At 65.3% G+C, this 12806-nt stretch carries 13 protein-coding genes and 1 tRNA gene; 6 read left to right on the top strand and 8 right to left on the bottom strand.

The features are described 5' to 3' along the window. Window positions 1-33: 33 nt before the first annotated feature. The 6 genes from coaE to ispB all read right to left on the bottom strand — a co-directional run bounded on the left by coaE (window position 34) and on the right by ispB (window position 5939). A complete protein-coding gene (coaE, locus tag AC1DP9_RS25855) occupies window positions 34-642 on the bottom strand; it encodes a dephospho-CoA kinase (RefSeq protein WP_092298605.1) in 609 nt (202 codons plus the stop codon). A 68-nt stretch (window positions 643-710) separates the two neighbouring features. After that, a complete protein-coding gene (locus AC1DP9_RS25850) occupies window positions 711-1577 on the bottom strand; it encodes a prepilin peptidase (protein WP_477108883.1) in 867 nt (288 codons plus the stop codon). A 3-nt stretch (window positions 1578-1580) separates the two neighbouring features. Next, the gene (locus AC1DP9_RS25845) at window positions 1581-2846 is read right to left on the bottom strand and encodes a type II secretion system F family protein (protein ID WP_477108882.1); all 1266 of its coding nucleotides are present in this window, start codon (window positions 2844-2846) and stop codon (window positions 1581-1583) included. Window positions 2847-2882: 36 nt separating this feature from the next. Further along, on the bottom strand, window positions 2883-4610 hold the full coding sequence (gene pilB / locus AC1DP9_RS25840; RefSeq protein WP_477108881.1) for a type IV-A pilus assembly ATPase PilB: 1728 nt from the start codon (window positions 4608-4610) through the stop codon (window positions 2883-2885). Between the two features lie 273 nt (window positions 4611-4883). After that, window positions 4884-4960: transfer RNA gene (locus AC1DP9_RS25835), tRNA-Pro, on the bottom strand. A gap of 49 nt (window positions 4961-5009) precedes the next feature. Further along, window positions 5010-5939, bottom strand: coding sequence for an octaprenyl diphosphate synthase (ispB, locus tag AC1DP9_RS25830; RefSeq protein ID WP_092298617.1), 930 nt, complete (start codon window positions 5937-5939; stop codon window positions 5010-5012). Here ispB and AC1DP9_RS25825 point away from each other — a divergent pair. The 5 genes from AC1DP9_RS25825 (at window position 5917) to proB (ending at window position 9514) form a co-directional block, all read left to right on the top strand. Then, window positions 5917-6201 (top strand): hypothetical protein, encoded by a 285-nt coding sequence (locus tag AC1DP9_RS25825; RefSeq protein WP_143093927.1) that lies wholly within the window; start codon window positions 5917-5919, stop codon window positions 6199-6201. The two genes, ispB and AC1DP9_RS25825, sit on opposite strands and share 23 nt — an antisense overlap. A 273-nt stretch (window positions 6202-6474) precedes the next feature. Further along, window positions 6475-6786 (top strand): 50S ribosomal protein L21, encoded by a 312-nt coding sequence (rplU, locus tag AC1DP9_RS25820; RefSeq protein ID WP_006576525.1) that lies wholly within the window; start codon window positions 6475-6477, stop codon window positions 6784-6786. 53 nt (window positions 6787-6839) lie between these two features. Further along, window positions 6840-7100 carry a 50S ribosomal protein L27 gene (gene rpmA / locus AC1DP9_RS25815; RefSeq protein WP_061955320.1) on the top strand — a complete coding sequence of 87 codons (261 nt, stop codon included), beginning with the start codon at window positions 6840-6842 and terminating at the stop codon, window positions 7098-7100. 96 nt (window positions 7101-7196) lie between these two features. Next, entirely contained in the window at window positions 7197-8321 is a 1125-nt protein-coding gene (gene cgtA / locus AC1DP9_RS25810) for an Obg family GTPase CgtA (protein ID WP_477108880.1), read from the top strand. A gap of 74 nt (window positions 8322-8395) precedes the next feature. Beyond that, window positions 8396-9514 (top strand): glutamate 5-kinase, encoded by a 1119-nt coding sequence (gene proB, locus AC1DP9_RS25805; protein ID WP_477108879.1) that lies wholly within the window; start codon window positions 8396-8398, stop codon window positions 9512-9514. Between the two features lie 90 nt (window positions 9515-9604). On the opposite strand, the gene AC1DP9_RS25800 is transcribed toward proB, so the two are convergent. Together AC1DP9_RS25800 and AC1DP9_RS25795 are read right to left on the bottom strand one after the other, a co-directional pair. After that, complete coding sequence (locus AC1DP9_RS25800; RefSeq protein ID WP_092298626.1) at window positions 9605-10168, bottom strand: CNP1-like family protein; 564 nt, start codon at window positions 10166-10168, stop codon at window positions 9605-9607. Next, entirely contained in the window at window positions 10161-10871 is a 711-nt protein-coding gene (locus AC1DP9_RS25795) for an RNA pyrophosphohydrolase (protein ID WP_092298629.1), read from the bottom strand. The genes AC1DP9_RS25800 and AC1DP9_RS25795 overlap by 8 nt, the downstream gene beginning before the upstream one ends. 185 nt (window positions 10872-11056) lie before the next feature. Here AC1DP9_RS25795 and AC1DP9_RS25790 point away from each other — a divergent pair, with 185 nt between their 5' ends. After that, window positions 11057-12778, top strand: a complete 1722-nt coding sequence (locus tag AC1DP9_RS25790; protein WP_441643920.1) for a proline--tRNA ligase — start codon at window positions 11057-11059, stop codon at window positions 12776-12778. Window positions 12779-12806 lie beyond the last annotated feature (28 nt).

Genomic DNA, 12806 nt, shown 5'->3' with positions numbered 1-12806 from the left:
TCTGCCCGTGCGGCGTTCTCGGGGCGCGCCACGCTAGCCGGCGTGCTGACGATAGTAGGCGTCGAGCCGTTCCACCTGGGGCGCGAGGGCCTCGGGCGGGCCGTCGTTGTCGATCACATCATCGGCCACGGCCAGCCGCGCGGCGCGCGTGGCCTGCCGGGCCATGATCGCCAGCACCTGCGCGCGCGTGAAGCCGTTGCGCGCCATCACGCGGGCGATCTGCGTCTCTTCCTGGCAATCGACCACCAGCACGCGGCCCACGCGGGCGCGCCAGGTGCCGGATTCCACCAGCAGCGGCACCACATAGATCAGATACGGATGCTGGCCGCCCGCACGGACGGCGGCGGCGCGCGACTCGGTCAGCGAGCGGATCAGCGGATGGGTGATGCCTTCGAGCGTGGCCTTGGCCGTGGGGTCCGAGAAGACCAGGGCGCGCATGGCGTCGCGGTCCATGGCGCCGTCCGGGCGCAGGCAGCCCGGGCCGAACGCCGCCACCAGCGGGCCGATGGCGGCGCCGCCGGGCGCGGTAATCTCATGCGCGAGCAGGTCGGTGTCGATCAGCGCGGCGCCGCGCGCGGCAAACATGTCGGCAACGCGGGTCTTGCCGGAGCCGATGCCGCCCGTGAGTCCGATTTCCAGCATGGAGAAGCGTGTCGGTAGCGTGGAGGAATGGCGCCAACGATACCAGCTTTCCGGGCAGCGGCTGTCGGTCAGCGGCTGAAGGTCAGCCCCAGCGGCAGCACATCGGCGCCAAAGAACAGCACGATCAGCCCCGCGCCGGCGATGAACGGCCCGAACGGGAACGGCGTCTCGCGGCCCTGGCGCCGCACAATCAGCAGCACGATGCCGAACACCGCGCCCACCACCGACGACAGCAGCACCAGCGCCGGCAGCGCCTGCCAGCCGAACCAGGCGCCCAGCGCGCCCATCAGCTTGAAATCGCCATAGCCCATGCCTTCCTTGCCGCGCACGAGCTTGAACAGCCAATAGACACTCCACAGCAGCAGGTAGCCGGCGGCGGCGCCAATCACGGCATCGGCCAGCGGCGCGAAGGCGCCGTTCAGGTTCAGCAGCAGCCCGAGCCAGAGCAGGGGCAGCGTGATCTGGTCTGGCAGCAGCTGGGTGTCGGCGTCGATCATGGTCAGCGCGACCAGGCTCCAGACCATGACGATCGCGGCCAGCGCCTGCACGGTCGGGCCGAAATGCCACATCGCCAGCCCGGTCAGCACGGCCGTGGCCAGCTCCACCAGCGGATAGCGGACACTGATCGGCGCCTTGCATGCCGAGCATTTCCCCCGCAGGAACAGATAGCTGACCACCGGCACGTTTTCCCAGGCGGCGATCTGGTGGCCGCAGTGCGGGCAGGCCGAGCGCGGCACCATGAGGTTGTAGCGGTCCGGGTGGGGTAGCGGCTCGTCTCGTAGTTCGGCCAGATAGTTGGCCTCGTCGTATTCCATCATCCGGGGCAGGCGATGGATCACCACGTTGAGGAAACTGCCCACCAGCAGGCCAAGCAGGCCGGCCGCCACGATCAGGAACAGCGGCGGCACGGCTTCAAGCGCGGATACAGCCTGCATCGGTCACACCACCTGGCCCAGCTTGAAGATCGGCAGGTACATCGCCACCACCATGCCGCCAATCAGCACGCCCAGGATCACGATGATCAGCGGCTCGATCAGGCTGGAGATGGCCGCCACGGCGTCATCGACCTCGCGCTCGTAGAATTCCGCCACCTTGAGCAGCATGTTGTCCAGCGCGCCGGACTCCTCGCCGATCTGCGTCATCTGAAGCACCATGTTGTCGAACACGTGCGTGGCCTGCATCGCGTTGGTCAGGCTGGTACCGATCCGCACGGCCTGTTCGATTTCCCGCGTGGCATCGTAATACAGCCAGTTACCGGCGGCGCCGGCCACGGATTCCATCGACTCCACCAGTGGCGTGCCGGCGGCGAACATCGTGGCCAGCGTGCGGGTCCAGCGGGCGATCACGGCCTTGCGGAACAGGCTGCCGAAGATCGGCAGCTTCAGCAGCGCCTTGTCGTGCCAGCGCTGGACCTTTTCCGAGGTCTTGCGCGCCCGGAGGTAGAAGATGATCGAGGCAATCGGTATCCCGATCACCAGATACCAGTACGTGACGAAGAAGTCGGACATGTTGATCACGACCATCGTCGGCGCGGGCAGTGCGGCGCCGAAGCTCGAGAACACGCCCTTGAACGCCGGAATCACGAACAGCATCAGCACCACGGTCACGGCGAAGGCCACGCAGAGCACCGAGATCGGGTAGATCATCGCGGACTTGATCTGGCTCTTCAGCGCGATCGTCTTTTCCATGTAGAGCGAGAGGCGCTCCAGCAGGGCGTCGAGAATACCGCCCTGTTCACCGGCGTCGATCAGGTTGCAGTACAGCGTGTCGAAGTACTTCGGCTGGCGCCGGAACGCAGTGGCCATGCTGCTACCGGCCTCGATGTCGAAGCGGATGTCGGCCAGCAGCTGCGTGAAGTTGGGGTTGGCGTGGCCGCGCGCGATGATGTCGATCGATTGCAGCAGCGGAATACCGGCCTTGAGCATCGTCGAGAGCTGACGCGTGAAGTACGCGATGTCCTTCTCGGTGATCTTCTTGCCGCGCGCCGCCTTGCGCTTCTTCATCTTGACGACGGTCAGGCCCTGCTTGCGCAGCGTGGCGACGACCTCCGCCTGGCTTTCGGCCCGTTGCTCGCCCTTGAAGCCCTTGCCCTTCCGGTCCTTGGCTTCCCACTCGAAGATGTACTGCGTGGGCGCCTTCCGCCCTGATTTGGCCCGCGACGGCGCTGCCGTCCGGGCGCCCGCCGCTGGTGCGCGCGTCGCCATGATTTGACCCCCGACTAATGTCTATTGACTATTGTTTTACGTATTTGTGGTCGCCAGCACTTCTTCGAGTGACGTGACGCCCTGTTTGACCTTGAGCAGGCCAGCTTCCCGCAAAGATAGCACGCCGTCCCGACGCGCCTGCTCGGCGATCTGGAGCGCCGTGCCGTGCGACAGAATGATCTGCTGCATCGCTTCCGTGATCGGCATGACCTGATAAATACCGCAGCGGCCCTTGTAGCCGCTGCCGTTGCAGCGCTCGCAGCCCACCGGGTGGTAGGGCTGCCAGCTGCCGTCCGTGTCGGCCTCGGTGAAGCCGGCGTCGAGCAGGGCCGGCTTGGGAATATCGCCGGCGCGCTTGCAGGTGCAGAGCCGGCGCGCCAGCCGCTGCGCCGTGATCATCAGCACCGAGGACGCGATGTTGAACGGCGCCACGCCCATGTTCATCAGGCGCGTGAGCGTGGTCGGGGCGTCGTTGGTGTGCAGCGTGGAGAGCACCAGGTGGCCCGTCTGGGCGGCCTTGATCGAAATATCGGCGGTTTCCAGGTCACGGATTTCGCCGACCATGATGATGTCCGGATCCTGCCGCAGGAACGACTTCAGCGCCGCCGCGAAGGTCAGGCCGGCCTTGTCGTTCACGTTCACCTGGTTGATACCGGGCAGCTGGATTTCCGCCGGATCCTCCGCCGTGGAAATGTTGATGTCGCCCTGGTTCAGCATGTTCAGGAACGTATAGAGCGACACCGTCTTGCCGCTGCCGGTGGGGCCGGTGACCAGCACCATCCCGTACGGCCGCTTGATCACCTCCAGCAGCAGCGCCTTCTGCGCGGGCTCGTAGCCGAGCTGGTCGATGTCGAGCTTGTCGGACGAGGATTCCAGAATCCGCATCACGATCTTCTCGCCGAACAGCGTGGGCAGCGTGGAGACCCGGAAGTCGATCGCTTTCTCGATGACCTCCTTGGCGTCCTTGTCCTTGGGCAGCGAGAGCAGCAGCTTCATGCGGCCGTCCTGCGGCACGCGCTTTTCCGAAATGTCCAGGCGCGACAGCACCTTGATGCGGGTGGCGACCTTGTCGCGGATGTCGAGCGGCGGGCGTGCCACTTCCTGCAGCACGCCGTCCACGCGGAAGCGCACGCGGTAGAAGAACTCGAACGGTTCGAAGTGCAAGTCCGACGCGCCGCGCTGGAACGCCTCGGTCAGCAGCTTCTGGAGGAAGCGCACCACGGGGGCGTCGTCGATCTCGTTGCCCGGCCCGCCCTTGCGGACGCCGGCCGCGGCCGCCACCGGATCGTATTCGATCATCTTGGTGGCGGTGGGCGTCACGGGCGAGATGTTCTTCATCGTCCCGAGCGCCTCGCCGGCGGCGCGCACGTGCTTCATCAGCTTGTCGTGCTCCACCACCACGGTTTCCACCGGCAGGTTGAACTTCTGCTTGATGGCGTCCACGCCGGCCTGGTTGGTCGGGTCGGACAGCGCCACGATGAGCCGGTTCTCACGGCGGCCCAGCGGCAGCAGGCGGTGGGCGTGGAATTCGCGATTGCCGGCCAGCGCGGGCGGCACGCGATTGAGGTTGTACTGGGCCAGGTCGAGCAGCGGTAGCTGGTACTTGTCGGCGGCGAAGATCGCCACGTCGTGGGCAGACATGGTGCCGCTGCCGATGATCTCGTCAATCAGCTGCGACTTCTTCTCCCGGGCCGATTGCTCGAGCTGCGCGAGTAGCGCGGGGGCGATCCGTCGGCTCTGGGCGAGCGCAAGGCCTAATGTCATGGCGAAATACGAGCGATGAGCGCGCGATCGGATGAAGCCGGCCGGCGGCGCGTTTGACTGCGGCGGGATCGGGTGCAGAGGGTCCCGGACCGGGGCAGTTTGCCGCCGGGGTCACTTTTTGTAAAGCGACGGGGCGGGCGCGTTGGCGTTTGCGCGACACGTCCGCAACCCTACTTGCGCGGGGGAGGGGGAAGGGGGGCGGGAAACGAAAAAAGCCGCACATTGCTGTGCGGCTTTTTCGTGGACATCACGCTGGCGCATGACATCGAAATCTGGTCGGGGTGAGAGGATTCGAACCTCCGGCCTCTACGTCCCGAACGTAGCGCTCTACCAGGCTAAGCTACACCCCGATTTCTTGTTACTGCTAGGGTTTTTTCGCGCTGACTTGTCGGTGCGTTGTTACGACTGACGTTGCAGCGAGAAAGCACACAAGTGTATCAGCGTTTCCTTCAGTTGGGAAGGGGGAAATTGCATTGCCGCCTTTTCCGCGGCTTCTGCTTCGCGCTGCGCGGCGGCAAACGTCACCTCCAGCGCGCCGCTGGCATGGATGGCCGAGAAGACTGCATCAAAGTGTTCCGTGCCGCCCTGGACGATGGCCTCGCGCGCGAGTTCGCGCTGTTCCGCGGTGCCGTGCTCGAGCAGGTGGAGCAGCGGCAGCGTGGGCTTGCCCTCGCGCAGGTCGTCGCCGGCGTTCTTGCCCATCTGCTCGGCGCTGGCCGTGTAGTCGAGCATGTCGTCGATCAGCTGGAATGCCGTGCCGATGCGGCGGCCGTACTCGGCCGCGGCTTCTTCCATGGCGGGGTCCGCGCCGGCCAGCACCGCGCCCAGTTCGGCCGAGGCTTCGAACAGCTTGGCGGTCTTGTAGCGGATCACCTGGAGGTAGCGCTCCACGGTCACGTCCGGGTCGTGCATGTTCAGCAACTGCAGGACCTCGCCCTCGGCAATCACGTTGGTCGCATTGGAGAGGATCTCCATGATGCGCATGCTGCCGGCCTCGACCATCATCTGGAAGGCGCGCGAATAGAGGAAGTCGCCCACCAGTACGCTGGCCGCGTTGCCGAACACCGCGTTGGCGGTCTGGCGGCCACGGCGCAACTCGGATTCGTCCACCACGTCGTCGTGGAGCAGCGTGGCGGTGTGGATGAACTCCACCACAGCGGCGAGTTCGTGATGGCGATGGCCCTCGTAGCCGAACGCGCGCGCCGAAAGCAGCAGGATGACCGGACGCAGCCGCTTGCCGCCCGCGCCGATGATGTATTCGCCGATCTGCTCGATCAGGGGCACTTCAGAAGACAGGCGGCGCCGGATGACGGCATCGACGGCGCGCATGTCGGCAGCGACCGGGGCAAGCAAGGCAGTGGCGGAAGACTGGGACAAGATGGAATCACCGGTTCGCAAAACCGGTGGATTATATGCGATCGCGGTGTCGCCATGGCCGCTTGCATGCGGCCAGAACGGCCCGGAAGGGGCGGCGCCTATCTATAATGACGGCATGAACAAGGCCCCTGCCTCCCGCAGGCAGGTCCGCCGCACCGCCTGGTGGGTGGCGTTTGCCGCCCTTGCCGGGTTCCTGCTCGCCGACCTGATCTGATCCGCATTCCGGCGCGAAGTGCGCCAGTCGCCGCTGCGCAACGCTCCGGCAGGCTATGTATTTGTTTCCGTTGGCTTTTCTTTGACCTTTCCGTATCGCGCCCTTTGCGCTTTCCGGAAAACTGGTCTACAATCGCCGGTTCCTTCGGTTGGTTTGCGCTGTATACGGCGAGCCGCCGGACGGCAAAGCAGCAAGTCGGCGCACGAAACGGCGCCGGTCCCGTGAGATACCGGGGCAGCATTCAACGTTTCATTCACATCGAGAGGTTCGACAATGTACGCGGTCGTAAAAACCGGCGGCAAGCAATACAAGGTTGCTGCTGGCGAAAAACTTAAAGTAGAACAGATACCGGCAGACATTGGCGCAGAAATCACGCTGGACCAGGTGCTCGCAGTGGGCGCCGGCGACCAAATCAAGTTTGGTACGCCGCTGGTGAGCGGGGCTTCCGTCAAGGCTACCGTGATCTCCCAGGGTCGTCACGACAAGGTGAAGATCTTCAAGATGCGCCGTCGCAAGCACTACCAGAAGCGCCAGGGCCATCGTCAGAATTACACCGAACTGCGCATCGAAGCCATCGTTGCCTGAGCATTGCTCGGACAACAGGTATTCAACGCAATCAGGTAAACAGGAGTTAAGACATGGCACAGAAAAAAGGCGGCGGTTCCACGCGGAACGGCCGTGATTCGGAATCGAAGCGTCTGGGCGTGAAGGTGTACGGTGGCCAGGCCATCAACGCCGGCGGCATCATCGTTCGCCAACGCGGCACCCGCGTGCACGCTGGTGATAACGTGGGTATCGGCAAGGACCACACCCTGTTCGCACTGGTGGACGGTCACGTGCAGTTCGCCGTCAAGGGCGCTGCCAAGAAGCAGCAAGTCAGCGTCGTTCCGGCGGCCTGATAACAGCCTTTGCAGCCCGAAGGCCCCGCAACACTTGCGGGGCCTTTTCATTTCTGGCATGAATAAAGCCGGCCCGATCCATCTGGGAAGACCAATATGAAGTTCATCGACGAAGCCCGAATCGAGGCGATTGCCGGCAATGGCGGCAACGGGAGTGCGTCGTTCCGGCGCGAGAAGTTTGTGCCCTTCGGTGGCCCCGATGGCGGTGACGGCGGGCGGGGCGGCAGCGTGTTCGCGCAGGCCGACCGCAATATCAACACCCTGATCGACTACCGCTACTCCAAGAAGCACGTGGCCCGTAACGGCGAGAACGGCCGTGGCGCGGATTGCTACGGCGCTGCCGGCGAGGACGTCACCCTGCGCATGCCGGTCGGTACGCTGATCATGGACATGGACACCGGCGAGGTCATCGCCGACCTGACCGAGCACGGCCAGACCGTGTGCCTGGCCGAAGGCGGCATGGGCGGCTGGGGCAACCTCCACTTCAAGTCGAGTACCAACCGCGCGCCGCGCCAGCAGGTCGACGGCAAGCCCGGCGAGCGCCGCATGCTGCGGCTCGAACTCAAGGTGCTGGCCGACGTGGGCCTGCTCGGCATGCCGAACGCAGGCAAGTCGACGTTCATCTCGCATATCTCGAACGCGCGTCCCAAAGTGGCCGACTATCCGTTCACGACGCTGCATCCGAACCTCGGCGTGGTCCGTGTGGACCACGAGCAATCGTTCGTGGTGGCGGACATTCCCGGCCTGATCGAAGGCGCCGCCGAAGGTGCCGGGCTGGGTCACCAGTTCCTGCGCCACCTGCAGCGTACGGGCCTCTTGCTGCACATTGTGGACATCGCCCCGTTCGACGAGAACGTCGATCCGGTGGCCGAGGCGCGTGCCATCGTCAACGAATTGAAGAAGTACGACGAAACGCTGTACGAGAAGCCGCGCTGGCTGGTGCTGAACAAGCTCGATGTGGTGCCGGATGAAGAGCGCGCCACGCGCATGAAGGACTTCGTCAAGCGCTACAAGTGGAAGGGGCCCGTGTTCCACATTTCGGCGCTGACTGGCGAGGGCTGCCGTGAGCTGATCTACGCGATCAAGGACCATCTGGCCGCGATCAAGGCCGAAGAGGCCGCCGCGCTGGCCGAGCCCGATATCCGTCTGGACGACCGCCTGCACAACGTGGCGCCCGATTCCGGCGCTGGCGATCAGGGTGATCAGGGCAACCAGGCCTGACGCCTTGCGGCGAGGGCTAGCCAGTACCGCAGAATAACCAGAACACCCCGGCACCCGGAGACAGGATCCTCGCCATGCAATCGGTCATCGCCCAGGCAAAACGCATTGTCGTCAAGGTAGGCTCGAGCCTGGTCACCAATGATGGGAAGGGGCTGGACCACGACGCCATCGCGCGCTGGGCGGCCCAGATCGCCAAGCTGCGCGGCGCCGGCAAGGAAGTGGTGCTGGTCAGCTCCGGCGCCATCGCCGAGGGCATGCAGCGCCTGGGCTGGGTGCGCCGGCCCAAGGAAATCCACGAATTGCAGGCCGCTGCCGCCGTCGGGCAGATGGGGCTGGCCCAGGTCTACGAAAGCCAGTTCGGGCGCTACGGCATCCGCACCGCGCAGGTGCTGCTGACCCACGCCGACCTGGCCGACCGGGAACGCTACCTGAACGCGCGCTCCACGCTGCTGACGCTGCTCTCGCTCGGCGTGGTGCCGATCATCAACGAGAACGACACGGTCGTGACCGACGAAATCAAGTTCGGCGACAACGACACGCTGGGCGCGCTCGTCACCAACCTGATCGAAGGCGACGCGCTGGTCATCCTGACCGACCAGCGCGGGCTGTACACGGCCGATCCGCGCAAGGACCCGAACGCCAGGTTCGTGGACGAGGCGCTGGCCGGCACGCCGGAACTGGAAGCCATGGCGGGCGGCGCCGGGTCGTCGATCGGGCGGGGCGGCATGCTGACCAAGATCCTGGCGGCCAAGCGCGCGGCGAAGTCCGGCGCGCACACCACCATCGCCTCGGGCCGTGAGGCCGACGTGCTGGGCCGGCTGGCCGAAGGCGAAGCCATCGGCACCCAGTTGCTGGCGCCGACCGGCCGCCTGACCGCGCGCAAGCAGTGGATGGCAGATCACTTGCAGCTGCGCGGCCGGGTGGTCATCGATAACGGTGCGGTGGAGAAGCTGACCAGCGGCGGCAAGTCGCTGCTGCCGATTGGCGTGGTGGAGGTGCAGGGCGAATTTGCGCGTGGCGAGGTGATCGCCTGCGTGAGCCCGGCTGGCCACGAGGTGGCGCGCGGCATCACCAACTATTCGAGCGCCGAGGCGCGGCTGATTGCCCGCAAGCCTTCGTCCGAGATCGAATCGGTGCTGGGCCACCTGAACGAGCCGGAGCTGATTCACCGGGACAACCTCGTACTCGTCTGATTTCTGACGACGAACCGAGGCAAGATGAAGCAAAACGGCGAGGCCCCAGGGCCTCGCCGTTTTGCATTCCAGCCTTGCCGAAGCGCCGGGTTAGCGGCGCGGCGCGTAGGCGCGCAGGTCCTTGATCATCTTCTCCGGGCTGCCGGCCACGGTGCGGCCTTCGCAGAAGAAGTCGGTGGCCAGCGCGGCCGGGTAGGCGTTGCGGGCGCGGGTTTCCATCCGATACCAGGTGTCGCGGTCGTCGGCCCGGTTCGGAATCCAGGCCGTGGCGCCCTGCGGCAGGGTGGCGTAGAGCTTGCGCTCGAACGCGTCGCAGCGCATGCCTTCGTAGTTCACATTGCGTCCGCCACCGGGGCTGGTGATGACCACGGTGAAGCGCACCACCTTGTCCGGGCCCACGCTGATGGACTTGCTGTCCACTGCGAAGCGGAAATCCCCGCTGCCGTTGACCGAGAACGGAATCAGGTCCGCTTCCTGGGGCAGCGCCGGCAGGCCGGTGTCGGCCTCCTTGAATACCTTTTCCTCGAACGGGTTGACCCAGGTGGACTCTTCCTCGGGCAGGCCCTTGCTGGTGGTCTTGCAGCCGGCCAGCGCCAGGCAGGCGGCGGCGAGCAACAGACCGGCGCGCACGCGCCGGCCGGTGAAACTAGTCATCGGAACTCCGTTGGGTAGGTGCCGGGCTGGCCGGCGAAGCGGGCACGGCTTCCTGGATCGCCGTGGCGGCGGTCTCAGGCACGACGCCGGACACAGCCATTGGCTCTTCCGGGCGTGCGTCGTCCCCATGCCGGCCCTCGCCGCCATGGTGCCCGTTGTGGCCAGGATGGCCGTGATTCCCGTGGAAACCATGGTGACCATGGGTGCCATAGGGACTCAGCGGCGCGCGGCCACGATTCAGGAAGCGCGACAACTCGGTCAGCGCCATCTGGTAGACATCGCGCTTGAATTCGATGACCGCGTCCAGCGGCACCCAGTACTGGCTCCAGCGCCAGGCGTCGAATTCGGGATGGTCCGTGGCACGCAGGTGGATGTCGCAATCGCGGCAGACCATGCGCAACAGGAACCAGATCTGCTTCTGGCCCTTATAGTGGCCGCGGATTTCGCGGCGGATGAACTTGTCCGGCACCTCATAACGCAACCAGTCGCGCGTGCGACCGACGATCCTGACGTGCTCCGGAAGCAGGCCGACTTCTTCCTGCAGCTCGCGGTACATGGCCTGTTCCGGCGTTTCGCCGTACTTGATGCCGCCCTGCGGAAACTGCCAGGAGTGTTCGCCGATTCGCTTGCCCCAGAAAACCTCGTTGCGTGCGTTGATGAGGATGATGCCGACGTTCGGGCGAAAGCCTTCACGATCGAGCATGACTGCACCTCGAATCCTTTAGAATTACGTCGATTATAAAGGAAGCGCGCGGGTCGGCCTGACGCCGGGAATGCTGGTTTTCCCCGAGCGGGAAGGGCAGTTTCCGGCGCGTCCCGCCAAATGAAATGCCGCGCCTGGCCAGGCCGGCGCTGCCGGGCACTGCCCGACTCACGAGAAAGCAACGGATGAAAGCCTCGCAATTCTTCATTTCCACCCTCAAGGAAGCCCCCGCCGACGCGGAAATCGTGTCGCACAAACTCATGATGCGGGCTGGCATGATCAAAAAGGTCGGCGCCGGCATCTACAGCTACATGCCGGTGGGGCTGCGCGTGATCCGCAAGGTGGAGAACATCGTCCGCGAGGAAATGAACCGCGCCGGCGCCCTGGAACTGTCGATGCCCGTGATCCAGCCGGCCGAACTCTGGCAGGAGACCGGCCGCTGGGACAAGATGGGCCCCGAGCTGCTGCGCCTGAAAGACCGCCACGAGCGCGATTTCGTCATGCAGCCGACTTCCGAGGAAGTGGTCACGGACATCGCCCGCAGCGACATCCGCAGCTACAAGCAGCTCCCGGTGAACTTCTATCAGATTCAGACCAAGTTCCGCGACGAGCGCCGGCCCCGCTTCGGCATCATGCGTGGCCGCGAGTTCACCATGAAGGACGCCTATTCCTTCGACCGGGACCTGGACGGCCTGAAGGGCTCGTACCGCAACATGTACGACACCTACACGCGCATCTTCCAGCGTTTCGGCCTGGAATTCCGCGCTGTGGCGGCCGATAACGGCGCCATCGGCGGCTCGGGCTCGCACGAGTTCCACGTGATCGCCGATACCGGCGAGGACGCCATCGTCTACTGCCCCACCTCGGAATACGCCGCCAACATGGAAGCCGCCGAGGCGCTGCCGCTGGACGCCGCCCGTCCCGCGCCGGCCGAGGCCATGGCCAAGACCCACACCCCGGGCAAGGCCAAGTGCGAGCACGTCGCCGAATTCCTGAACATGCCGCTGGTGCGCACGGTGAAGTCGATCGTGCTGGCCAAGGACACCGACGCCGGCGCCGAGATCTGGCTGCTGCTGTTGCGTGGCGACCACGAACTGAACGAGGTCAAGGCGTCGAAGGTGCCGGGCCTGCTAGATTTCCGCTTCGCGACCGAGAACGAGATCGTCGACACCTTCGGCTCGCCCCCCGGCTACCTCGGCCCGATCGGCACGAAGAAGCCGGTGAAGCTGGTGGCAGACCGCACGGTGGCCAACATGGCCGATTTCTGCTGTGGCGCCAATGACCGCGACTACCACTACACCGGCGTGAACTGGGGCCGCGACCTGCCCGAGCCGATCGTGGCGGACCTGCGCAACGTGGTGGCCGGCGACGCCTCGCCGGACGGCAAGGGCACGCTGGAGATCTGCCGGGGCATCGAGGTGGGCCACGTGTTCATGCTCGGCACCCGGTATTCCGAGTCGATGAGCGCCACCTACCTCGACGAGAACGGCAAGACCCAGCCGATGCAGATGGGCTGCTACGGCATTGGCGTGACGCGGATTCTTGGCGCTGCCATCGAACAGAACTACGATGAGCGCGGCATCATCTGGCCGGCCGCCATCGCCCCGTTCGCGGTGGTGGTCTGCCCGGTCGGCTACGACCGCAACGAAGCTGTGCGCGCGGAAGCCGACCGCATCCATGCCGAGCTGCTGGCGGCCGGTGTCGATGTGATCCTGGACGACCGTGGCGAGCGCCCCGGCGTGATGTTTGCCGACTGGGAACTGATCGGCGTGCCGCACCGTGTGGTGGTGGGCGACCGTGGCCTGAAGGAAGGCAAGGTCGAATACCAGGGCCGCCGCGACGCCCAGGCCACCCCGGTGGCCGTGGCTGACGTGGTGGGCCATGTGCGCACCCAGCTGGCCAGCTGAAATCCGCTGTTGAAGTAAGGAAAAGGAA

It is taken from the genome of Cupriavidus sp. 01L43 (assembly GCF_056399925.1).
Note: the sequence above shows the minus strand (reverse complement) of the source record. Positions and strands in the feature narration are given on the sequence as shown.